We start from the raw sequence: 24163 nt of genomic DNA on the forward strand, positions 1-24163 counted from the left end.
CTATGAGTACCACGTTACTTGATGGTGTGGTGAAGAAAAACCGCGCCCGTTTGATTCCCTTTATGCTGGCGCTGTATGTGCTGGCGTTTCTTGACCGCTCGAACATCGGTTTTGCCAAAGAGACCTATCAGATTGATACCGGTCTGAGCAACGAAGCTTATGCGTTGGGCGCGGGGATTTTCTTTGTGGTTTACGCCTTTCTGGGGGTTCCTGCCAACCTGTTGATGCGTAAATTTGGTGCCAGAACCTGGATTGGTACCACCACGTTGCTGTGGGGATTCCTCTCTGCGGCGATGGCATGGGCGGATACTGAATCGAAATTTCTGATTATCCGTACTCTGCTGGGGGCGGCAGAGGCGGGCTTCTTCCCCGGTATGATCTACCTGACGTCCCAGTGGTTCCCCCAGCGTAACCGCGCCAGCATCATGGGGCTGTTCTACATGGGGGCGCCGCTGGCGTTAACCCTGGGATCGCCGCTTTCCGGTGCGCTGTTGGAGATGCACGGCTTTATGGGGCATCCAGGGTGGTTCTGGATGTTCGTTATCGAAGGTTTACTGGCGGTAGGCGCGGGCATTTTCACCTTCTTCTGGCTGGATGATACCCCGCAGCAGGCACGTTTCCTGAGCGCGGAGGAAAAGGCGTTACTTATTAGCCAACTGGCGAGTGAAGAAGAGAAAAAGGTCACTTCACGCCTGTCGGATGCGCTGCGTAATGGCCGTGTCTGGCAACTGGCGATTATCTATCTGACGATCCAGGTGGCGGTGTATGGCCTGATCTTCTTCCTGCCAACTCAGGTTGCTGCGTTGTTAGGGACAAAAGTGGGCTTTACGGCTTCGGTCGTGGCGGCAATACCGTGGGTGGCGGCGCTGTTTGGTACCTGGCTTATTCCCCGCTACTCCGATCGCACCGGCCCGGCGTAATGTTGCCGCGCTGACGCTGCTGGCGGCAGGAATCGGCATTGGCCTTTCCGGGCTGGTTTCACCGGTACTGGCGATTGTGGCGCTCTGCGTCGCGGCGGTCGGTTTCATTGCGGTACAGCCAGTGTTCTGGACGATGCCAACGCAACTTCTTTCCGGGACTGCTCTGGCGGCGGGGATCGGCTTCGTCAACCTGTTTGGTGCCGTTGGCGGCTTTATTGCTCCCATTCTGCGCGTCAAAGCCGAAACGGTGTTTGCCAGCGATGCGGCGGGCCTGCTGGTCCTCGCGGGCGTCGCGATTATTGGCTCGCTAATCATCTTTACGCTGAGTGTGAACCGTTCAGTTTCACAAGCAGGCGCTGCGCATCATTAATCTTATCTACGTTGTAAGGATCGTTATGAACGCATTGTTATCAAATCCCTTCAAAGAAGGATTACGCAAAGGGGAAGTCCAGGTCGGCCTGTGGCTCAGTTCGACCACCTCCTACATGGCGGAGATTGCCGCGACGTCGGGCTATGACTGGCTGCTGATTGATGGAGAACACGCGCCGAACACGGTGCAGGATCTTTACCATCAGTTGCAGGCGATTGCGCCTTATGCCAGCCAGCCTGTGGTTCGCCCGGTGGAAGGCAGTAAAGCGTTGATCAAGCAGGTGCTGGATATTGGCGCGCAGACGCTGCTTGTCCCGATGGTCGACAGCGCAGAGCAGGCGCTTCAGGTGGTTTCCGCGACTCGTTATCCACCGCTCGGCGAGCGTGGTGTCGGCGCCAGCGTGGCACGGGCGGCGCGCTGGGGGCGTATCGACAATTATATGGCCCAGGCTAATGAATCACTCTGCCTGCTGGTACAGGTCGAAAGCAAAGCGGCACTGGATAATCTGGATGCCATTCTGGACGTTGACGGTATTGACGGTGTCTTTATTGGCCCGGCGGATCTTTCTGCGTCGTTAGGCTACCCGGATAATGCCGGACACCCGGAGGTGCAGCGGATCATTGAGCAAAGCATTCGCCGTATCCGCGCAGCCGGAAAAGCAGCCGGTTTCCTCGCTGTTGACCCAACAATGGCGCAGAAATGTCTGCAATGGGGAGCAAATTTTGTCGCGGTAGGCGTGGATACCATGCTTTATACCGAAGCGCTGGATCGCAGGCTGGCAATGTTTAAATCAGGACCGGCAATTCAACCGCTGAAAAGTAGTTATTAGGTGCTAAAGCCCGGTAGCCAACGCCACCGGGCAACAGAATTAACCTAACGCTTTGGCAAGAAGGGTGATGGGGTGTTCGCAGCGTTTGCTTGTCGACATCTCAATCTGCCATTTACAGGTTTCGCAGTCGGTGACGACGATATCAGCGCCGCTGTCTTCAATCTGGCGGAACAGCGGTGCGCCAATGGACTGCGATGTCGGGTAGTTTTCCTTTTTAAAGCCGTATGTCCCAGCAATCCCGCAACATTGCGAGTCCAGCACCGTTAGCTCCAGCCCTGGAATTTGTCGTAGCAGTTCCAGCGTGTAGAGCGTCCAGCCCATTTTCTCCATGTGGCATGGCGTGTGGTAGACCACTTTCAGCGGCAGCGTTTTCAGCGGCAGCGTTTTGCCTTCATCCAGCTTGCGCCACAGCCAGCGGGTTGCCAGTTCAATGTGTTCGCGTAGACCTGAGTTGTCGACGTCCAGCACTTCCGGATATTCATCACGCAGCGCAAAGGTGCAGGTTGATGAGGTGGCGATCACCGGAATGCCTTTGCCGTCAATTGCTTCTCTGAGGGAGGCCACGTTGCTCACCGCCTGCTTACGCGCTTTATCGGTAAAACCGTTGGCAATCAGCGGTACGCCGCAGCATTTCTCTTTGCTCAGCAGTTGCACTCCGGTTCCCATCGCATTCAACACTTTGATCAGGTCTTTGCCGAGCTGCGGATGGTTGTAATTCACAAAACAGCCGTGGAAAAAGGCAACCTGATCCTGATATTGCGCTTGCTGAGCGGCAACGCTGCGATACCAGCGGCGGAAGGTACCGAAAGAGTACTTCGGCAGCGTACGGCGATGATCGATTTTTAGCGCGTAATCCAGCAACTGACGCACCGGTTTGAGTGAGGTGGCGGTATTCACTATCGGGGCGAATGGTGTGGACACGCTACCCATCAAATCGGTATGGCTTAAGATAAAGTTACGCAGCGACGGACGCGTTGTGTCGTATTTGGCGCGCGCGCGTTGGATGATATCGCCAATCTTCACATCTGACGGACAGGCTACTTCGCAACGCTTACAGTTGATGCAGTATTTCAGCGCATCGTCATATAACGCGCCATCTTTCAGGCGCAGACGCTCACCGTCCGGTCCGGCCTGTTTAGGACCGGGGTAGTTCGGATTGACGCGACTTACCGGGCAGGCCGTGGTGCACACCGTGCATTTGATACAACTTTCAAAACGTGTGTCGCTCATTGCTGGCCTCCTGCACGTTTCGCAATATGATGTGCGGCGTGTAAGGCGCTAACAGCGCACACGCCGCCTCCGCAACCCTGGGCGATAGGGTCGAATCCGCCGAGAACGGAACCGATGGCATACATGTTCTCTATCGTTTGTCCCGCCAGCGACGGGCGCAGCCCGGCATCGGTCGTAACGCCAAACTGCTGCCACGGTTGTGGGTCGAAGACGTCACGCTCATACCACTCGGCGCGGGTGGCGGTTTGCTGTACATCCAGCCCCAGGATAGGTTCGTAGATGGCCTCACGCGTGGCGACCAGCCCGCTGCTGAAGAAGCTGCCGCTGGCGAGCACGGCGAAACGTGGCCGCAAAGGAATATCGGCATGATTACGGGTCCAGATTTCGCTGACTACGCCATCCTGACAGGTGATTTTCTTCACTTCATCACCCGGCATCCAGACGCCGCCCTGGCGCACAAACTGGCGCTGCAATTTGTTATGCAAACGCATACCCAGTACCGAAGGCGGTAGGGTCGGTAACAGCGTCAGCGAGCAGGGGAGACGCTCGTTAAGCCATTGCCAGAGTTGTTCATCCGCCAGACCGAAGCAGGCCGGCATAATTATCATGTCGCAGGTTTTTGCTACTGGCAGTAAAGCGTCATAGAGCAGCGACCATTTATCTTCGTTATCCAGCAGGCGCGCAATATTGACGGCGCGAAACTCGGTCGGGTTATCACGCAGGACATCCAGCTCAGGCAGATCGATTTCTGCCGTCTCGACGCTGAGATTGCGTTGACGCAGTGACGCCGCGGCGAGATGTGCCTGAAAATCCAGTAAACCGCTAATACCTACAACGCAGATACGCTGCGCGGACAGCGGCCAGATCGGAACTTCCGGGGAACTTAACCAGGTTGAGCGTAGCGTTCCCAGCGGGGTGATGCGTTGATGTGACTGATGTACCTTGCCTTGCAAATGCGTTCCGCATTCTTCCAGGAGATTTTGCGCCTGCTGGGCCAGCTCCAGGACGTTGTGCGTTCCGATGGTGCTGTACGGGTGCGCGGGTGCCTGAGTGCGCAGCGCATTCAGGCCTGCTTCTATATCCGTCACCGGTTGGCCATCGGGTAAGTTGCTGAGCAAATCCAGTGAGCCGGAGGAGAAATGCAGGGCGCTTTGGCCGCGAGTGACAATCGTGCAGCGTAAACCGCTTTTTTGCAGTTGCAGGCCGCACAGTAGTCCGGCCAGGCCGCCGCCGATAATGACGGTATCAAATTTCATCCTGGTGCTCCTTTTCCAGACCGCACAATCCCTGATAAACCCAGCGTGTGAATTCGCTTTCGCGCAGCGCATCTCCCCAGGCGATAGGCTGCACGCCTTTCCAGCGTTCATTGAGAAAATCGGAAAGTTGGGTGATAGATTGCGCGGCGGTGGTGACATTAAAACGTTGCAGCAAACCTGCGGCGCGGCAGGCACACAATTCGCCCTGGCAGGTCCCCATTCCAACACGGGTACGGCGACGCAAATCCAGCAGGCTGTTGACGGTCAAATTCTCGACGGCGTACTGCACTTCACCTGCAGTTACCGCTTCGCATTCACAGACCAGGCTGCGGTGCTGACGACCTTCGCTAAGCCACGCAGGGGTGCGATCGCCGTGACGGTAGACCGCTGAGCCGCGCAGTGGCGCGGGCAATGAGATCACGCGTTTGAGCGTATGCTCGGTCGATTCTTGTGAGCCAGGCAGCGCCGTGTCTGCCGTTGTGCAAGGTTGGGTATTGCCCAGCTTACGGCAAACGGCATCGGTGGCCCACTCTGCCATCAGGCGGTAGGTCATCAATTTGCCGCCAGTAATGGTGATAAACCCGTCCAGTCCGTCACGCTGGGCGTGATCGAACAGTACAATCCCACGACTGACGTTACGGCCACTTGGATCGTCGTCGCTGGCTACCAGAGGACGCACGCCGGAGTAGGCGCGTAAAATGCGCGTTTTCGCCATAATCGGCGCCAGTTTTTCGCCTTCACGCAGCAGTATATCGACCTCTTCTGCGGTGACGCGGTTGCTGTCGATATCATCGTAATCGATGTGCTGTGAGGTGGTGCCAATCAGCGAAATGGTATCACCGGGCACCAGGATATCGGCGTCAGATGGCTTACGACAGCGGTTGATGACATGCTGGTTAATGCGGTGATCCATAATCAGCAGCGAACCTTTGGCCGGGAACATACGGATGCTCAGGTCGGCATATTCCGCAATGCGCTGGCCCCAGATCCCGGCGGCGTTGACGACTACCGGTGCATGCAGAGACTGCATCTCACCCGTCAGATGATTGCGTACGTTCACGCCGCAAACCGTTGCCCCTTCACGAATCAGTCCCGTCACTTCATGCGCCGTTAAAATTACTGCGCCATGCTCACGCGCATCCAGCATGTTGGCGGCGGTTAAGCGGAAAGGATCAACCGTGCCGTCCGGCACTTTTACCGCGCCAATCAGCTGTGGGTTGACGGAAGGTTCGATAATGCGCGCCTGCTTAGGGTCAATGGCTTCTGCGCGAATACCGGCCTCTTCACAGGCGCGAATAAAGGTTGCCTGGAAGGAGAGTTCATCTTCCGGCAGGGTAATAAACAGACCGTCCGTCGGCTCAACGCAATGACGGGCGATACGTTTGAGAATTTGGTTTTCGCTGATGCACTCCCGGGCAGATTCAGCGTCGGTGACGGCGTAGCGTGCACCGCTGTGCAGCAGACCGTGGTTACGTCCGGTCGCCCCTGTGGCGATATCGTGGCGTTCCACTAAGATGACGCGCAACCCGCGCAGCGCACAATCGCGTGCGATCCCTGCACCTGTTGCTCCTCCACCAATGATAATCACGTCACTTGTTTGCGAGTCGCGAATTTTCATTGTTTTTCCTCACAGTTCGTTTTTTATCATTTAGCCACATAAAAAACATGGATTGTTTGATTTCGCGCATAATCGCTCATTATTCGAAAATGAAACGTGATTTCGTGCGCCTTTATGAACATTTGTCATAAATCTGTAACAATATGTGCAGCGTTTCACATTTTTGTTATGTATCTTTCCTTAACATCGCGGCCACACTGGGAGCGGTAGGGTAGTAATGACGAACTGCAGTGTTTACTTCGAATGAAAGACGGCCACGGAGGCTACACTATGTTGAGCATTTTTAAACCAGCGTCACACACGGCGCGTTTGCCTGCAGCGGAGATCGACCCGACATATCGTCGATTACGTTGGCAGATCTTTCTGGGGATATTCTTTGGCTATGCCGCGTACTATCTGGTACGTAAGAACTTTGCCCTTGCGATGCCGTATCTGGTTGAGCAAGGTTTCTCGCGTGGCGATCTGGGTTTTGCGTTATCCGGTATCTCCATTGCTTACGGATTTTCGAAATTCATCATGGGGTCCGTTTCGGATCGCTCGAATCCGCGCGTTTTCCTGCCAGCGGGTCTGATTCTGGCCGCCGCTGTCATGTTGTTCATGGGCTTTGTGCCGTGGGCGACTTCGAGCATTGCGGTTATGTTTGTGCTGCTGTTCCTCTGCGGATGGTTCCAGGGAATGGGTTGGCCGCCGTGTGGTCGTACCATGGTGCACTGGTGGTCGCAGAAAGAGCGTGGGGGCATTGTCTCCGTCTGGAACTGTGCGCACAACGTGGGCGGTGGTCTGCCTCCTCTGTTGTTCCTGCTGGGTATGGCCTGGTTCAATGACTGGAAAGCGGCGCTGTACATGCCTGCTTTCGGTGCGATCGTCGTCGCGCTGTTTGCTTTTGCTCTGATGCGTGATACGCCGCAGTCTTGTGGCCTGCCGCCTATCGAAGAGTACAAGAACGACTACCCGGACGATTACAACGAGAAAGCGGAAGAAGAGCTGACTGCGAAGCAGATCTTCATGCAATACGTACTGCCGAACAAACTGTTGTGGTACATCGCTATCGCCAACGTGTTTGTTTATCTGCTGCGCTACGGCATCCTGGACTGGTCCCCGACCTATCTGAAAGAAGTGAAACATTTCGCGCTGGATAAATCATCCTGGGCCTACTTCCTGTATGAGTATGCGGGTATTCCGGGCACGCTGCTGTGCGGCTGGATGTCGGATAAAGTCTTCCGTGGCAACCGTGGTGCGACCGGCGTGTTCTTTATGACGCTGGTGACTATCGCGACTATCGTCTACTGGATGAACCCGGCAGGCAACCCGAACGTGGATATGGCTTGTATGATCATCATCGGCTTCCTGATCTACGGTCCGGTAATGTTGATTGGTCTGCATGCGCTGGAACTGGCACCGAAAAAAGCGGCGGGTACGGCGGCTGGCTTTACCGGTCTGTTCGGTTATCTCGGCGGTTCCGTAGCGGCGAGCGCCATTGTTGGCTATACCGTTGACTTCTTCGGTTGGGACGGCGGCTTTATGGTGATGATTGGCGGTAGCGTGCTGGCGGTTATTCTGCTGGTGGTCGTCATGATTGGCGAAAAACGCCATCACGAAGAGATCGCACTGAAGCGTAACGGGGGCTAATAGATGAAAACCACATTGAAAAGTCTCAGCGTGGCGCTAATGCTGACAGGTATTGTGGTGAGCAGCGCGGCGGTTGCCGCAGAAAAAATCGTGATTGCGCACCGTGGCGCCAGCGGTTATCTACCGGAGCATACGCTGCCAGCAAAAGCGATGGCTTATGCTCAGGGGGCTGATTACCTGGAACAGGATTTGGTGATGACCAAGGACGACCATCTGGTTGTCCTGCATGACCACTACCTTGACCGCGTCACCGATGTTGCCGAGCGTTTCCCGGATCGTGCACGTAAAGATGGGCGCTACTACGCTATCGACTTTACGCTGGATGAGATTAAATCGCTGAAATTTACCGAAGGCTTTGATATCGAAAATGGCAAAAAGGTCCAGACCTACCCGGGGCGTTTCCCGATGGGTAAATCTGATTTCCGTGTGCACACTTTCGAAGAAGAGATTGAGTTCGTTCAGGGATTAAATTATTCAACCGGTAAAAACATTGGCATTTACCCGGAAATGAAAGCGCCGTGGTTCCATCATCAGGAAGGGAAGGACATTGCGGCTAAGACGCTGGAAGTGCTGAAAAAGTACGGGTACACCGACAAGAACGACAAGGTTTATCTACAGTGTTTTGATGTCGCAGAGTTAAAGCGCATTAAGAATGAACTGGAACCGAAGATGGGGATGGATCTCAATCTGGTACAGTTGATTGCGTACACTGACTGGAATGAAACTCAGGAGAAAAAGCCGGACGGTAGTTGGGTTAATTACAACTACGACTGGATGTTTAAACCGGGTGCCATGAAGCAAGTTGCGCAGTATGCGGACGGCATTGGGCCGGACTACCACATGCTGATTGATGAGAAGTCGAAGAAAGGCAATATCTCGTTAACGGGTATGGTACAGGACGCGCATCAGAATAAGATGGTGGTGCATCCTTATACCGTTCGTGCCGATCAACTGCCGGATTACACCACTGACGTAAACCAGCTGTATGACATTCTGTATAACAAGGCGGGCGTTGACGGGCTGTTCACCGACTTCCCCGACAAAGCAGTGACATTCCTGAATAAAGAGTAATGGCACAAGGTCTGTGATGCACCTCCGGTCACAGGCCTGGTTGGATCAAACGTTATTAACGGCTAGATAAGGCCGTCTGCCGTCAACGTGGCCATACCTGCCTCCAGGAGAAATAAAGAGCTGCCGTCCATCGGCGGCTCTTTTTTAGTCGTAATTTTTATCCCGCCACGCGTTACAGCTCTATTTCAATATCGCCTTTTGCCCGACAGCAGCAGGGCAAAATTTCACCTGGCTGAATGAAGGCCAGAGGTTCGGCAATCCAGTCGACCTGTCCCGCTACCAGACGGGTACGGCAGGAGCCGCAATAACCTGCGCGGCACTGGTATTCAACTTCAACATTGTGCGATTCGAGCGCGGCAAGCAGGGAAGGGTGTTCATCCTGGCACAGCAGTTGTGTGCCAGAGATGCGCAGAGTAACGCGGCCCATCAGAGCTGGAAGTTACTCAGGTCGTCGGTATCGACTTCCGAATCGATCTGGCCGACCAGGTAAGAGCTGACTTCCACTTCCTGCGGCGCAACTTGCACGTTATCAGACACCAGCCAGGTGTTGATCCATGGGATTGGGTTAGAGCGGGTCTGGAACGGCAAGTCGAGTCCGACAGCCTGCATACGGATGTTGGTGATGTACTCAACGTACTGGCACAGAATGTCTTTATTCAGGCCAATCATTGAGCCGTCACGGAACAGATAATCCGCCCACTCTTTTTCCTGCAGCGCGGCCTGTACGAACAGGTCGTAGCATTCTTGTTTACACTCTTCGGCGATTTCCGCCATTTCCGGATCGTCCACGCCGCTGCGCAGCAGGTTCAGCATATGCTGGGTCCCGGTCAAATGCAGGGCTTCATCGCGGGCGATCAGGCGAATAATTTTCGCGTTGCCTTCCATCAGTTCACGTTCGGCGAAGGCGAAGGAGCAGGCGAAGCTGACGTAGAAGCGGATCGCTTCCAGCGCGTTCACGCTCATCAGGCACAGATACAGCTTCTTCTTCAGTTCACGCAGGCTTACGACAACCGTTTTACCGTTAACGGTATGCGTGCCTTCGCCCAGCAAATGCCAGTAGCTGGTCATCTCAATCAATTCGTCGTAATAGCTGGAAATGCCTTCCGCGCGTTTCTGGATCTGCTCGTTGGTGACGATGTCATCAAACACCACCGCCGGATCGTTCACGATGTTACGAATGATGTGGGTGTAGGAACGGGAGTGGATCGTTTCTGAAAACGCCCATGTTTCCACCCAGGTTTCCAGCTCAGGGATCGAGATTAACGGCAGTAGCGCTACGTTCGGGCTACGTCCCTGAATGGAGTCCAGCAGCGTCTGATATTTCAGGTTGCTGATGAAGATATGCTTTTCATGTTCCGGCAGCGCCTGGAAGTCGATGCGATCGCGAGAAACATCAACTTCTTCCGGACGCCAGAAGAAAGAGAGCTGCTTTTCGATCAGTTTTTCGAAGATGTCATATTTTTGCTGATCGTAGCGGGCGACGTTCACCGGCTGGCCGAAGAACATCGGTTCCAGAAGTTGGTTATTTTTCGTCTGTGAAAAAGTGGTGTATGCCATTGATGTGAATCCTTTGTGGGATGAGTGCCGGATGGCGTTACAAGCACCCTTTCCGGCCTACAAACCAAGCTACTGTAGGCCGGGTGAGCCTGGTGCCACCCGGCATCGTTCATCAGATCTTACATGCGCCGCTTTCGCAGCCGTCGTCCTGAATGGACGGCACCAGATCGTCCTGAGAATCTTCCGCACCGTCACGGGTGTTTTGATAATACAGCGTTTTGACACCAAATTTGTAGGCGGTGAGCAGGTCTTTCAGTAACTGCTGCATCGGTACTTTTCCGGATGGGAAGCGCGACGGATCATAGTTGGTGTTGGCGGAAATCGACTGATCGATAAATTTCTGCATGATACCTACCAGTTGCAGATAGCCATCGTTGTTCGGCATTTCCCACAGCAGTTCGTACGCGTCGTGCAGGTGTTCGTAGTCCGGCACGACCTGGCGCAGAATACCGTCTTTCGACGCTTTGATGCTCACATAGCCGCGCGGTGGTTCAATACCGTTGGTGGCGTTAGAGATCTGCGAAGAGGTCTCCGATGGCATCAGGGCTGACAGCGTGGAGTTACGCAGACCGTGCGTTTTGATGGATTCGCGCAGTTGTTCCCAGTCCAGATGCAGCGGCTCGTTGACAATAGCATCGAGATCTTTTTTATAGGTATCGATCGGCAGAATACCTTTGGAGTAGGTCGTTTCGTTAAACCACGGGCACGCGCCTTGCTCTTTCGCCAGCTCGTTAGAGGCTTTCATCAGGTAATACTGAATGGCTTCAAAGGTTTTGTGAGTCAGGTTGTTCGCGCTGCCGTCAGAATAACGCTTACCGTTTTTCGCCAGCCAGTAGGCGTAGTTGATCACGCCAATACCCAGCGTACGGCGACCCATCGCGCCGCGTTTGGCGGCAGGAATCGGATAATCCTGATAATCGAGCAGCGCATCCAGCGCGCGCACCGCCAATTCGGCCAGCTCTTCCAGCTCGTCCAGGCTGTTGATAGCACCGAGGTTAAATGCGGACAGCGTACACAGCGCAATTTCGCCGTTTTCGTCGTTAACGTCGGTCAGCGGTTTGGTCGGCAGGGCGATTTCCAGGCACAGGTTAGACTGGCGCACCGGAGCGACAATTGGATCAAACGGGCTATGGGTGTTGCAGTGGTCAACGTTCTGAATATAGATACGCCCGGTAGAGGCACGTTCCTGCATCATCAGTGAGAACAGCTCAACGGCTTTCACGCGTTGCTTGCGGATACTGTCGTCGTTTTCATATTTGGTGTACAGACGTTCGAATTCGTCCTGGTCAGCGAAGAACGCATCATACAGGCCTGGAACGTCGGACGGGCTGAACAGCGTGATGTCGCCGCCCTTCAGCAGACGGGTGTACATCAGTTTGTTGATCTGTACGCCGTAGTCCATGTGACGCACGCGGTTGCCTTCGACGCCACGGTTGTTTTTCAGGACCAGCAGGCTTTCAACTTCCAGGTGCCACATCGGGTAGAACAGCGTTGCAGCACCGCCGCGTACGCCGCCCTGGGAGCAGGATTTTACCGCGGTCTGGAAGTGCTTGTAGAACGGAATACAACCGGTGTGGAACGCTTCACCGCCGCGGATCGGGCTACCCAGCGCACGGATGCGACCGGCGTTGATACCGATGCCGGCGCGCTGGGAAACGTATTTCACAATCGCGCTGGAGGTGGCGTTGATGGAGTCCAGGCTGTCGCCGCACTCGATCAGTACACAGGAGCTGAACTGACGGGTAGGGGTGCGCACGCCGGACATAATCGGCGTCGGCAGCGAAATTTTAAACGTAGAAACGGCGTCGTAGAAACGTTTTACGTATTGCAGACGCGTTTCACGCGGATAGTTAGAGAACAGGCACGCCGCTACCAGAATGTAGAGGAACTGCGCGCTTTCATAAATCTCACCGGTAACACGGTTTTGTACCAGGTATTTACCTTCTAACTGCTTCACCGCAGCGTAGGAGAAGGTCATATCGCGGTCGTGTACGATGAACGAGTCCATCTGCTTGAACTCTTCTTCCGTGTAGTCTTCCAGCAGATGATTGTCGTATTTGCCCATTTCAACCATTTTCACGACATGGTCGAACAGTTTCGGCGGTTCAAACTCGCCGTAGGCTTTTTTGCGCAGATGGAAAATTGCCAGGCGAGCAGCCAGGTACTGATAATCCGGTGCCTCGCGCGAGATCAGGTCGGCGGCAGCTTTGATGATTGTTTCATGGATATCGGATGTCTTGATACCGTCATAAAACTGAATGTGGGAGCGCAACTCGACCTGAGAAATCGATACGTTATTCAGTCCTTCTGCCGCCCAATCCAGAACTCGGTGGATTTTGTCGAGATTGATGCGCTCTGTACTACCATCACGCTTTGTCACCAGCAGACTCTGATTCATGTGGTTTTTTACCTGTCCGTGAAAGAAAAAATATCCCCCATATTATCCACAAAGTCATGTTGTGACTAAGTCTGTGGATAAATACTATATGTAGGGGTTGTTTGATAAAGTAGACGCTATATGGTGAGTATTCTAGTAGGGATTCTTTTCAGTACAAGAGTTGATTTTGAGGTTAAATTGAGGTTGCAAAAGGGTAATAATCGCTAAGTGCGCGTCTTATAAGGCCTGGCGAGGATGTCAATAATTGAGAAAAAAAATAGAAAATTTGATCGAGTGCTGATTTCTTCATCTAAGGCAAGGTAAGTTCTTATGACCTGGCGCAAAAATTGCCCTGACGATCCTACTCAGGATTGGTAGGCGATGCGCAGGCCCGAAAGCTGCGCACTATCGGGCACGGTGCCGGATTGCGGCGTTGCACGCCTTATCCGGCCGGGTGGAGGTGGTTAATCTGCTTGCGCGGTAGTGTGTAGCATATAGTTCACATCAACGCCGGGGCCGAGTTTAAAACTGTTGGTGATCGGGTTGTAGTGCAGGCCGGTCATATGACGCTCTTTCAGCACGGTCTGGTCAACCCACTCTAACAGTTCAGCCGGCTTAATGAATTTTTTCACATCATGCGTGCCTTTCGGCACCATACGCAAAATATATTCCGCGCCGACCACCGCCATTAGCCAGGATTTGCCGTTGCGATTAAGCGTGGAGAAAAACACTTCCCCGCCCGGTTTGACCAGTCTGGCGCAGGCCCTGACCACCGACTGCGGGTCCGGTACGTGCTCCAGCATTTCCATGCAGGTCACAACGTCATACTGATGCGCATGTTTTTCCGCATGTTCTTCAACCGTTTCTTGAACGTATTCCACCTGGATGCCACTCTCCAGCGCATGCAGTTTTGCTACCTGTAACGGTTCAAAGCCCATGTCCAGCCCGGTGACGGTTGCGCCCTCGCGCGCCATGCTTTCCGCCAGAATGCCGCCGCCGCAGCCGACGTCGAGTACCTTTTTACCAAACAGGCCGCCTGAGCGCTCCGTGATATAGCCCAGGCGAAGTGGGTTAATACGGTGCAGTGGCTTAAATTCACCCTCAAGATCCCACCAGCGTGACGCGACTGCTTCAAACTTGGCAATTTCTTCCTGATCAACGTTGTGAGTTACCGGAGGTTTTTCGGCATTCATTGGGGCTTCTACTCCTAAATTTGCGATGCAAATGAGTATATCAGCCTGACGGGATGAATAAAGCCTCTGTCAGGGGGAATCCATTTACCTGAATCTGCACGGATGTGTTATAATTTGCGACCTTTGAATCCGGGATACAGTAGAGGGATAGCGGTTAGATGAGCGACCTTGCGAGAGAAATTACACCGGTCAACATTGAGGAAGAGCTGAAGAGCTCCTATCTGGATTATGCGATGTCGGTCATTGTTGGCCGTGCGCTGCCGGACGTCCGAGATGGCCTGAAGCCGGTTCACCGTCGCGTACTTTACGCCATGAACGTATTGGGCAACGACTGGAATAAAGCCTATAAAAAATCTGCCCGTGTCGTTGGTGACGTAATCGGTAAATACCACCCTCATGGTGATACCGCCGTTTACGACACCATTGTTCGTATGGCGCAGCCATTCTCCTTGCGTTACATGCTGGTAGATGGTCAGGGTAACTTTGGTTCTGTCGATGGCGACTCCGCAGCGGCGATGCGTTATACGGAAATCCGTATGTCGAAAATCGCCCATGAGCTGATGGCTGACCTGGAAAAAGAAACGGTGGATTTCGTCGATAACTACGACGGCACCGAACAAATTCCTGACGTCATGCCAACCAAAATTCCTAACCTGCTGGTGAACGGCTCGTCCGGTATCGCGGTAGGTATGGCAACCAACATTCCGCCGCACAACCTGACGGAAGTGATCAACGGCTGCCTGGCATACATTGACGATGAAGACATCAGCATTGAAGGGCTGATGGAACATATTCCGGGTCCGGACTTCCCGACCGCCGCGATCATCAACGGTCGTCGTGGTATTGAAGAAGCCTACCGTACCGGCCGTGGCAAAGTGTACATTCGCGCACGCGCGGAAGTCGAAGCGGATGCCAAAACTGGCCGTGAAACCATCATCGTCCATGAAATTCCGTATCAGGTGAACAAAGCGCGCCTGATCGAGAAAATCGCCGAGCTGGTAAAAGACAAACGCGTTGAAGGTATCAGCGCGCTGCGTGACGAGTCTGACAAAGACGGTATGCGCATCGTGATTGAAGTGAAACGCGACGCAGTCGGGGAAGTGGTTCTGAACAACCTCTACTCCCAGACCCAACTGCAGGTTTCTTTCGGTATCAACATGGTTGCGTTGCACCATGGACAGCCGAAAATCATGAACCTGAAAGATATTATTGCTGCGTTTGTACGTCACCGCCGTGAAGTCGTAACCCGCCGTACTATCTTTGAACTGCGTAAAGCCCGCGATCGTGCGCACATCCTTGAAGCACTGGCGATTGCGCTGGCGAACATCGATCCGATCATCGAACTGATCCGCCGTGCGCCGACCCCGGCAGAAGCGAAAGCAGCGCTGGTCGCGCGTTCGTGGGAGCTGGGTAACGTTTCTGCCATGTTGGAACGTGCCGGCGATGATGCCGCGCGTCCTGAATGGCTGGAACCGGAATTTGGCGTGCGTGACGGTCAGTACTACCTGACTGAACAGCAGGCCCAGGCCATTCTGGATCTGCGTTTGCAGAAACTGACCGGCCTTGAGCACGAAAAACTGCTCGACGAATACAAAGAGCTGCTGGAGCAGATCGCTGAACTGCTGCACATTCTGGGCAGCGCCGACCGTCTGATGGAAGTCATCCGTGAAGAGATGGAGCTGATTCGTGAACAGTTCGGCGACGCACGTCGGACCGAAATCACCGCGAACAGCGCTGACATCAACATCGAAGATCTGATTAGCCAGGAAGATGTTGTCGTGACCTTGTCTCATCAAGGCTACGTGAAATATCAGCCGTTAACCGATTACGAAGCGCAGCGTCGTGGCGGTAAAGGCAAATCTGCAGCACGAATTAAAGAAGAAGACTTTATCGACCGCCTGCTGGTGGCTAACACCCATGACACAATCCTCTGCTTCTCCAGCCGCGGTCGTTTGTACTGGATGAAGGTTTATCAGTTGCCGGAAGCAAGCCGTGGTGCGCGTGGACGTCCTATCGTCAACCTGCTGCCACTGGAAGCTAACGAACGTATCACCGCAATTCTGCCAGTACGTGAGTACGAAGAAGGCGTCAACGTCTTCATGGCAACCGCCAGCGGTACCGTGAAGAAAACAGCGCTGACCGAGTTCAGCCGTCCGCGTTCAGCCGGTATCATTGCGGTTAACCTGAACGAAGGCGATGAGCTGATTGGCGTTGACCTGACGTCTGGTAGTGACGAAGTTATGCTGTTCTCTGCTGCCGGTAAAGTGGTGCGCTTCAAAGAAGGGGCTGTTCGTCCGATGGGACGTACCGCGACCGGCGTACGCGGTATCAAACTGGCGGAAAGCGACAGCGTGGTATCGCTGATCGTTCCGCGCGGTGAAGGTGCTATCCTCACCGTTACCCAGAACGGCTACGGTAAACGTACGGCGGCGGAAGAGTATCCGACCAAGTCTCGTGCGACCCAGGGCGTTATCTCCATCAAAGTCACCGAGCGCAACGGTTCCGTTGTCGGCGCAGTGCAGGTTGAAGATACCGACCAGATCATGATGATCACCGATGCAGGTACGCTGGTGCGTACTCGCGTGTCGGAAATCAGCGTGGTAGGACGTAACACCCAGGGCGTTATCCTCATCCGTACTGCGGAAGATGAAAACGTTGTGGGTCTGCAACGCGTTGCTGAACCGGTTGATGATGAAGAGCTCGACTCCATCGACGGTAGCGCTGCTGAAGGGGACGAGGATATCGCGCCTGAAGCGGAAAGCGATGACGATGCAGCGGACGACGCTGAAGAGTAATTAAGACGTGATAAAAAGGGCCGGAAATATCCGGCCCTTTTTTTTAATTCATTCGCTCCACTATCATCGCAATGCCCTGACCGCCGCCGATGCACAGCGTGGCCAGTCCAAGCGTTTGATCCCGTGCCTGTAGCGCATGCAGCAGCGTCACCAGTATTCGCGCGCCGCTGGCGCCAATAGGGTGTCCCAGCGCAATTGCCCCACCGTTGACGTTAACCTTTTGCGGATCAAATCCCAGCGTTTTACCAACGGCAAGAAACTGAGCAGCAAATGCCTCGTTAGCTTCGATCAGATCGATATCAGAAAGCTGTAAGCCGCTCAGTTGCAGTGCCTTCAGCGTGGCGGGAACCGGCCCCATGCCCATCATAGCCGGAGCTACGCCGCCACTGGCCCAGGCTTTGATTCGCGCCAGTGGCTTCAGCCCAGCCTCCAGTGCTGCGGACTCTTCCATTATCACTAATGCCGCTGCACCGTCGTTGATCCCCGAGGCGTTACCTGCGGTGACGGTTCCTGCTTTATCGAAGGCTGGACGCAATGCGGCGAGGCCTTCGGCCGTCGAGTCAGCTTTGGGGAATTCGTCACGCTCAAAGATGATGGTTTTCTTCCGTGATGACACGCTGACGGGCACGATTTCAGCCTCAAATGCGCCAGACTCGATTGCGGCAACGGCTTTACGCTGCGACTGTAGAGCCAGTTCATCCTGCATTTCGCGGCTGATGCCATACTCTTTGGCAACATTTTCTGCAGTGATCCCCATGTGGTAACCATGCTCGGCGCAGATCAGGCCATCGCGCAGAATCACGTCGGACAATTGCCCGTCACCGAGGCGATAGCCCCAGCGGGCTTTTGCGTCTAACAGGTAGGGGGCCAGGCTCATGTTTTCCATCCCTCCCGCGACGATCGCCTGGGCTTGTCCGGCCTTGATAGCGAGGGCGGCAAGCGCCACGCTTTTCAGGCCAGAGCCGCACACTTTGTTGACGGTAAAGCCGCAAACGGTGTCGAACAGGCCGCTTTTTAATAATGCCTGACGCGCTGGGTTTTGCCCGAGTCCTGACTGCAGCACGTTGCCCATAATCACCTCGTCCACGCGCTGTGGGTCAAGGTGCGCGCGTTCAAGAGCGGCTCTAATGACGGTTGATCCAAGCTCGACGGCACCCGTAGTTGCCAGTGCGCCGTTAAAACTGCCGATTGCGGTACGTGCCGCGCTGACGATGACACAGTTTTTCATTTTTCAGTTCCTTTAATTAAGTTGTTGCCGTCAGAACAAGGTCAATCCAATAACAAAAATGACGCCGGAGAAGAGCAGGGCGGTGATGCAGTAGCCCATAATGTCGCGTACTCCGAGACCGGCGATGGCCAGCGCGGGTAGCGCCCAGAACGGTTGTGCCATGTTCATCCACTGCTCACCGTAGGCGATGGCCATGACTGATTTGCCAAGATCGGCACCCAGCGCCTGAGCGGCAGGCATGACGAACGGTCCCTGAATAACCCAATGGCCACCGCCGGATGGCACGGCAAAGTTAATCAGGGCTGAACTGAAGAAAGTCATCAGTGGGAAGGTATCTTTGTTGGCAACGTTGATGAAAAATTCAGTAATGAGCCCACCGAGGCCGGAGTGCTCCATCATCAACTGAATGCCGGCATAGAAGGGGAATTGCACCAGAATCCCGGCGGTACTCCGTGCGGCAGCACTGACGGCACGCATATAGGCCATCGGCGTTTTGTGCAGCAGCAGACCGGCAATCATAAACATCAGGTTGACGGTATTGATGGTGATGTTGAAACCTTTCTCGGCAAAGTAGATACCCAGATAGGCAATCCCTAATGCACCGATGATCAGCGCCAGAATGCGGCTCTCTTCCAGTTTTTCAGATGGCGGCGCATCTGGCGGTAGTTTCTTCTGAAAATCAGCTTCTTCCAGTAACAGTTTCGGATCGATGCTCACCACATCTGAAGGTTTTGGCGTCATCATCCGGGTGATAAACGGCATCACCACAATCAGGCCGAGCGTGATGAAAATATTGAAGCCGGTGAACAGGGTATCCGCGACAGGAATGAGGCCCGCTACGTGCTCGACCGGGTTGCCAGGCGTTGCCGCCAGCAAAGGCATTGAGCCGGAGAAGCCGCCGCCCCAGGTCAGGAACCCGATGTAGGCGCAGGCAATCAGTAACGGATAATCGGAACCCGGTACCCGACGAGCAACTTCGCGGGCGAACATCGCCCCGACCACCAGACCAAATCCCCAGTTAATAACGCAGGCAACTGAACCAAAAAAAGTCACCAGCATGACGCCCTGAGCGGGGGTTTTGGCGGCTGATGCCGCCGTACGCAGCAGGCTTTTCACCGGCCCGGAACTGGCTAACGCATGGCCGGTTACGATGATCAGCGCCATCTGCATACCAAACGCCAGCAGGTTCCAGAAACCGTCACCCCAGAATTTCACCATGCTGATGGGGGTCTGCGGCGTTAACCACAGCGCGATGCCAAAGGTCAGCAACGTTAATAACATGGCGAAAATCAGTGGGTCGGGCAGCCAGCGGCTGACTACCCGTGTCATAAAGCGGGCGATGCGGCCAATCATGCGTCACCTCGCAGGATGCGCAGATCGTCGGCAATTTCAAACTGTGCTTCGGTTTTTTCACATAGCGTGGCGATGTCGCATCCTTCGACGATTTCAGTCAGCCACATCTTGCCATCTATAAAGCGGAATACAGCCAGCTCGGTGACCAGCATATGCACAGCATGCTGTGCAGTGAGCGGCATGGTGCATTGACGCAGGATTTTTGCTGAGCCGTCTTTTGCGCAATGCTCCATGGCGATAATGACTTTACGCGCACCGGTCACCAGATCCATTGCGCCACCCATGCCGGGCACCATCTTGCCGGGAACCACCCAGTTGGCGAGGTTTGCCTGCTCATCGACCTGCAACCCGCCAAGCACACAGGCATCAACATGACCGCCGCGAATCAACGCGAACGACATGGCGCTATCAAACATCGCCGCGCCCGGCAAAATACCGCACGGTTGGCCGCCCGCGTTCACCAGGTCAGGATGGGCGGTGGTGACTGGGCCCAGTCCCAGAAAACCGTTCTCAGATTGCAGCGTAATGTGAATATCAGCAGGTAAATAGTTAGCTACCATCGTTGGCAGGCCGATACCTAAGTTGACGATATCGCCATCGCGAAGTTCTTGCGCCACCCGGCGCGCAATACGTTGTTTAGCATCCATGATTAGCTCTCCTGTGGAATGACGATATGGTCGATAACGGCGGCGGGGGTCACAATCTGGTCAGGCTGCAGCTCCCCTGTTTCAACCATTTCGTCCGGTTCGACCAGCGTGATATCAGCGGCGAGGGCAATCAGAGGGTTAAAGTTACGGGCGCTGAGCTGGTAGGTGAGGTTGCCAAGCATGTCAGAGCGGTGGGCGCGAATAAGCGCTAAATCGGCGCGTAATGGGCGTTCAAGCAGCCAGGTTTTACCCTCAAGCGTCATGGTTTGCTTGCCTTCTTCCACGATGGTGCCAACGCCAGTGGGGGTCAGAAAGCCGCCAAGACCCGCGCCGCCGCAACGAATCTGCTCGATCAGGGTACCTTGCGGAACCAGCTGTACATCCATCTCGCCGGCAATCATGCGACGACCGGTTTCCGGGTTTGTACCAATGTGCGAGGCAATCACTTTGCTCACCCGCCCATTGACGATCAGGGGGCCGATACCGGTATCGACAAAGGCGGTATCGTTAGCAATCAGCGTCAGATCTCTGACGCCGGATTCCAGCAGGGCTTCAACCAGACGAGGTGGTGTGCCAACGCCCATAAAACCACCGACCATGATGGTCATGCCGTCACGAAAGAAGCCCGCAGCGTCTTGTAAGGTAATCAGTTTTGTTTTCATTATGTTTCCCTTTTTGCATACTCCATTTTGGGTACGCTCAGGGAATTGCAAGCAAGGTGCCAGAATGACTAAAGAAACGTATTAATGTTTAGTTGATTGAATTTATTGGTTTATTTTTGTGGTTTTGGTGAAAGGAGACCACGAGGGGTTATGCAGAATTTTGCGCAGTGTGCAAAATTCTGCATAGCAAATTTGCGTATCAGGAACCCGATGGGTCGATGCCGTACTCTTGTAATTTATACATTAAAGCGCGACGGCTAATTCCCAGCATCAGCGCCGTGCGGGTGCGATTGCCGTCCTGATTGTCGAGGACTTCGAGGATAATTCGTTTTTCCTCACGTTTAATCTCTTCTTTCAGATTGCGTTCCCCGGAGTAAGTCGGTTTTGTTTCTGTTGTGGCGCTCACCGGGTTGCGCAACGGGTCGGGGAGATCGTCGGCAAAGATCACCGCACCGGTATTCATAACGACTGCACGTTCGATGACGTTTGACAGTTCGCGAATGTTACCGGGCCAGGGCCAGGCGGTGAGGATCGACATCGCCGTCGGGTCGATTTCGATAATATCCCGCTGATTTTCAGAGCTGAATTTTTGTAAAAAGTGGTTTGCTAATAAGGCAATATCTTCACGACGCTCGCGTAAGGGCGGCAAAGTCAGATGGATAACGTTGAGCCGGTAAAACAGGTCTTCGCGAAACGTTCCTTCCTTCACCATCGTTTGCAGACAGCGGTTGGTGGCGGCGACGATTCGAATGTCAACGCGAATGGTCTGGTGCCCGCCGATGCGTTCAAACTCCCTCTCCTGCAAAATGCGCAGCAGCTTAGCCTGCAGCACCAGCGGCATCTCGCCAATTTCATCAAGCAATAAAGTTCCCTGATGAGCGCGTTCGAACAATCCCTGGCGTAATGTCTGTGCCCCGGTAAACGCGCCTTTTTCGTGACCAAATAGCTCGCTTTCCAACAACGACTCCGGCAGGGCCGCGCAGTTAATTTTGATAAAGGGGCCATTGGCGCGTTTGCTGTTGTAGTGAATGGCGCGGGCGATCAGCTCTTTTCCTGTGCCGCTTTCACCGCTAATCAACACGTTTGCCTGGGAGAGGGCGATTTTCGCCGTGTCTTTACAGATATCCATCATACGCGGGCTGGTGGTCAGAATGTGTCCCCACTGCCAGCTGGTGGTCAACGCTTTATGCAGATTGCGGATTTCCTGTTTCATCTCCTGCAGTTGCAATGCGCGTTGAATCACCATGCTTAGCTCGTCGAGATCAAAGGGCTTAATCACGTAGTCGAATGCGCCGCTACGTAAAGCTTCTACTGCGGTTTCTACTTCAGCGTAAGCGGTCATCAGAATGACGGGGATCCGTGGTTGCTGCGTGCGCATAACTTTCAGCGCGTCGATACCGTCCATCTCCGGCATGCGAATGTCCATCAGCACCACGTCTGGCTGCGTTTCGCTAAACAGGCTCAGCGCGGCTTTCCCGTCGCTGGCGCAATGTGTCTCATGCCCTTGCAGGGAAAATGCGGTGGCAAGCATACGGCGAACATTTTCTTCATCATCAACGATGAGAATACGATAGGTCGTTTTCATTCTGACGGATTTCCCTGCGGGTTAAGAGGTAAAATCAGAGTGAATATCGCCCCGCAGCCAGGCTGGCTGGTTACGTGGATATCCCCCTGATGCGCGTTGATGATGCGCTGGCTCAGCGCCAGTCCAAGACCGGTGCCTGATGCTTTTGTCGTAAAAAAGGGATCGAATATTTTCTTCTGTATGGCGAGATCGATACCGTTGCCATTATCTTCAATCATCACGGCCTGTTGCGAGGCCGAGTATTGCCAGGTACGGATGCGAATTTCGCCTCGCGCAGCGATCGCCTGTACCGCATTGATTAAAATATTGAGGATCACCTGTTTGAGAAGCTCGCGATCGGCGACGATCGGCGGCAGGTTGGGATCTAATTCCGTTGTAAAGGCGATCCGTGCCTGCAGGCCAGCGGTTTGCACCAGGATTAGCGTCTCTTCAATGAGCGCATTGAGCCGAATCTGTTGCCACTGGCTTTGTCGTGGGCGTGAGAAATCTAACAGTTGCTGAATAACTTTATTGATGGAATCAATTTCATTCAGCACAACAGATAAATATTCCTGATGTTCCGGCAGCGAGGTTTGCTGGCGGATGATCTGGACGTAGCCACGAATTGCGGTCAGCGGGTTTCGCACTTCATGCGCGACGCCGGCCATCAGCTCACCCAGGGTGGCAAGCCTTTCGGTTTGCGCCAGCCGACGCTGGGTCTCTTTACGGGCGGTTAAATCGGAGAAAATAACCAGCGCGCCAATCAGCTCGCCGTGTGCGTTATGGATCCGACTGGTGGTTACACTGATCTCAATGGTGCGTTCACGTCCTGGAAAGCTAATCTCCTGGGCCACATGTTCAGTACCGTGCTCAAGGGTGTCCAGTACCGGGCTATAAAACTGCGTATTGGCAAAGAGTGTCGCATAGGGCTGTCCGACCAGCTCATGCAGCGTGTAGCCCGTTATCTGTTCTGCCGCCGGGTTCATGGTGGTAACGTCGCCTTGCCTGTCGATGGCGATCACGCCATCTGCGGCATTTTCAATGATCAGATCGTTAAGGGTTTTGGTTTCCCGTAGCGTTTGTGCCAGCGCATTGACGCTACGGCTGATTTGTCCCAACTCGCCGGGGAGTTCAGGCAATCGGGTAGGGGTTTTTTGTGCCAGCGTGGAAAGCCCATCGGTGATGATGTCGATATTCGCACTGAGTCGGCGTGAGAAGTGCACGATGAGCAGCAGACTACAGATGAGCCCGGCAACCAGTACGGCAATAATCCTGACGTCCATTCTCCAGGCCTGCTGGCGGATATCTTCGGTGAGCTCATTGGCCCAGATATACCCAATAACCTCTCCCTGGCGCGCTATTGGGATCATCGAGTTGAGTATGTCGCCGCGAACCTGTCGCCCGGAATAGACCACAGGGGCGTTGCTACTCATCACTTCGCGTCCGGGATGATCCTCGGTGATGGTGATACCTACGTTGCCTTGGTAAAGCGCGGAGGGGGCGTAGGTGATAATGGCATCCAGCGCTTTGTGATAATACCCGGCGCCAATGCCGGGAAACGCTTGCGTAATGCGCTCGGTGATGGGGGCCAGCTCTTGATTAAGCGCGCGAATGCGTGCTTCACGCGGCAAATTTGGGTAGTGACTAAAGCGGTCGCCCAGCGCATCGTTTAGCAGGGTTATCACCGATGACAGTTTTTTCTCTTTTTCAGATAAGACTGCTGAACGGCCTTCAGTTTCTACGATATAACCTATAGATATCGTCGGAATGATGACCATCAGGATGGCCATCATGATCATTTGGTTGCGTAATCGTCGTGGGTATAACCGACGAGCCAGCCATCTCAGGTCGCGCATTCTGACAT

General features: G+C 54.2%; 17 protein-coding genes and 1 pseudogene. 5 read left to right on the top strand and 13 right to left on the bottom strand.

Translation table 11 applies throughout. The features are described 5' to 3' along the window. Positions 1 to 2 precede the first annotated feature (2 nt). Both HVZ52_RS07335 and yfaU read left to right on the top strand, forming a co-directional pair. A pseudogene (locus HVZ52_RS07335) lies at positions 3 to 1290 on the top strand (MFS transporter). Positions 1291 to 1315: 25 nt separating this feature from the next. After that, complete coding sequence (yfaU, locus tag HVZ52_RS07340; RefSeq protein ID WP_151222479.1) at positions 1316 to 2119, top strand: 2-keto-3-deoxy-L-rhamnonate aldolase; 804 nt, start codon at positions 1316 to 1318, stop codon at positions 2117 to 2119. A gap of 39 nt (positions 2120 to 2158) precedes the next feature. On the opposite strand, the gene glpC is transcribed toward yfaU, so the two are convergent. From glpC to glpA, 3 genes are read right to left on the bottom strand one after another with little or no spacing between them, the layout of a single operon-like run. After that, on the bottom strand, positions 2159 to 3349 hold the full coding sequence (gene glpC, locus HVZ52_RS07345; protein ID WP_181599060.1) for an anaerobic glycerol-3-phosphate dehydrogenase subunit GlpC: 1191 nt from the start codon (positions 3347 to 3349) through the stop codon (positions 2159 to 2161). Continuing rightward, positions 3346 to 4605 carry a glycerol-3-phosphate dehydrogenase subunit GlpB gene (glpB, locus tag HVZ52_RS07350; RefSeq protein ID WP_181599061.1) on the bottom strand — a complete coding sequence of 420 codons (1260 nt, stop codon included), beginning with the start codon at positions 4603 to 4605 and terminating at the stop codon, positions 3346 to 3348. The genes glpC and glpB overlap by 4 nt, the downstream gene beginning before the upstream one ends. Further along, positions 4595 to 6223, bottom strand: a complete 1629-nt coding sequence (glpA, locus tag HVZ52_RS07355) for an anaerobic glycerol-3-phosphate dehydrogenase subunit A (RefSeq protein ID WP_016157025.1) — start codon at positions 6221 to 6223, stop codon at positions 4595 to 4597. Before glpA ends, glpB begins: the two co-directional genes overlap by 11 nt. Before the next feature lie 270 nt (positions 6224 to 6493). On the opposite strand from glpA, the gene glpT reads away from it, so the two are divergent. Both glpT and glpQ read left to right on the top strand, forming a co-directional pair. Continuing rightward, positions 6494 to 7852, top strand: coding sequence for a glycerol-3-phosphate transporter (gene glpT / locus HVZ52_RS07360; RefSeq protein WP_016153802.1), 1359 nt, complete (start codon positions 6494 to 6496; stop codon positions 7850 to 7852). Positions 7853 to 7855: 3 nt separating this feature from the next. Beyond that, on the top strand, positions 7856 to 8923 hold the full coding sequence (gene glpQ / locus HVZ52_RS07365; RefSeq protein WP_181599062.1) for a glycerophosphodiester phosphodiesterase: 1068 nt from the start codon (positions 7856 to 7858) through the stop codon (positions 8921 to 8923). Between the two features lie 172 nt (positions 8924 to 9095). Here glpQ and yfaE read toward each other — a convergent pair whose 3' ends face one another. From yfaE to ubiG, 4 genes are all read right to left on the bottom strand, one after another. After that, positions 9096 to 9350, bottom strand: a complete 255-nt coding sequence (yfaE, locus tag HVZ52_RS07370) for a ferredoxin-like diferric-tyrosyl radical cofactor maintenance protein YfaE (RefSeq protein WP_016153800.1) — start codon at positions 9348 to 9350, stop codon at positions 9096 to 9098. Continuing rightward, positions 9350 to 10480, bottom strand: a complete 1131-nt coding sequence (nrdB, locus tag HVZ52_RS07375; RefSeq protein ID WP_016153799.1) for a class Ia ribonucleoside-diphosphate reductase subunit beta — start codon at positions 10478 to 10480, stop codon at positions 9350 to 9352. Before nrdB ends, yfaE begins: the two co-directional genes overlap by 1 nt. A 112-nt stretch (positions 10481 to 10592) precedes the next feature. Beyond that, entirely contained in the window at positions 10593 to 12878 is a 2286-nt protein-coding gene (gene nrdA, locus HVZ52_RS07380) for a class 1a ribonucleoside-diphosphate reductase subunit alpha (protein ID WP_016153798.1), read from the bottom strand. 443 nt (positions 12879 to 13321) lie between these two features. Continuing rightward, positions 13322 to 14050, bottom strand: coding sequence for a bifunctional 2-polyprenyl-6-hydroxyphenol methylase/3-demethylubiquinol 3-O-methyltransferase UbiG (gene ubiG, locus HVZ52_RS07385; RefSeq protein WP_016157023.1), 729 nt, complete (start codon positions 14048 to 14050; stop codon positions 13322 to 13324). Positions 14051 to 14208: 158 nt separating this feature from the next. On the opposite strand from ubiG, the gene gyrA reads away from it, so the two are divergent. Beyond that, entirely contained in the window at positions 14209 to 16845 is a 2637-nt protein-coding gene (gene gyrA, locus HVZ52_RS07390; RefSeq protein ID WP_016153796.1) for a DNA topoisomerase (ATP-hydrolyzing) subunit A, read from the top strand. 43 nt (positions 16846 to 16888) lie between these two features. On the opposite strand, the gene HVZ52_RS07395 is transcribed toward gyrA, so the two are convergent. The 6 genes from HVZ52_RS07395 to atoS form a co-directional block, all read right to left on the bottom strand. Beyond that, complete coding sequence (locus HVZ52_RS07395; protein ID WP_181599063.1) at positions 16889 to 18073, bottom strand: acetyl-CoA C-acetyltransferase; 1185 nt, start codon at positions 18071 to 18073, stop codon at positions 16889 to 16891. A 30-nt stretch (positions 18074 to 18103) separates the two neighbouring features. After that, positions 18104 to 19426 (bottom strand): TIGR00366 family protein, encoded by a 1323-nt coding sequence (locus tag HVZ52_RS07400; RefSeq protein WP_016153794.1) that lies wholly within the window; start codon positions 19424 to 19426, stop codon positions 18104 to 18106. Next, positions 19423 to 20073 carry a 3-oxoacid CoA-transferase subunit B gene (locus HVZ52_RS07405; protein ID WP_016157021.1) on the bottom strand — a complete coding sequence of 217 codons (651 nt, stop codon included), beginning with the start codon at positions 20071 to 20073 and terminating at the stop codon, positions 19423 to 19425. Before HVZ52_RS07405 ends, HVZ52_RS07400 begins: the two co-directional genes overlap by 4 nt. 2 nt (positions 20074 to 20075) lie before the next feature. Further along, on the bottom strand, positions 20076 to 20735 hold the full coding sequence (gene atoD / locus HVZ52_RS07410; RefSeq protein WP_016153792.1) for an acetate CoA-transferase subunit alpha: 660 nt from the start codon (positions 20733 to 20735) through the stop codon (positions 20076 to 20078). Positions 20736 to 20934: 199 nt separating this feature from the next. Continuing rightward, complete coding sequence (gene atoC, locus HVZ52_RS07415) at positions 20935 to 22320, bottom strand: acetoacetate metabolism transcriptional regulator AtoC (protein ID WP_019077262.1); 1386 nt, start codon at positions 22318 to 22320, stop codon at positions 20935 to 20937. Then, the gene (atoS, locus tag HVZ52_RS07420; RefSeq protein WP_142417550.1) at positions 22317 to 24155 is read right to left on the bottom strand and encodes a two-component system sensor histidine kinase AtoS; all 1839 of its coding nucleotides are present in this window, start codon (positions 24153 to 24155) and stop codon (positions 22317 to 22319) included. The genes atoC and atoS overlap by 4 nt, the downstream gene beginning before the upstream one ends. Between the last annotated feature and the right edge of the window lie 8 nt (positions 24156 to 24163).

Origin of the sequence: Citrobacter sp. RHB36-C18 (assembly GCF_013814485.1) — a bacterium.
In the GTDB taxonomy this organism is placed as follows: Bacteria; Pseudomonadota; Gammaproteobacteria; order Enterobacterales; family Enterobacteriaceae; genus Citrobacter; species Citrobacter braakii.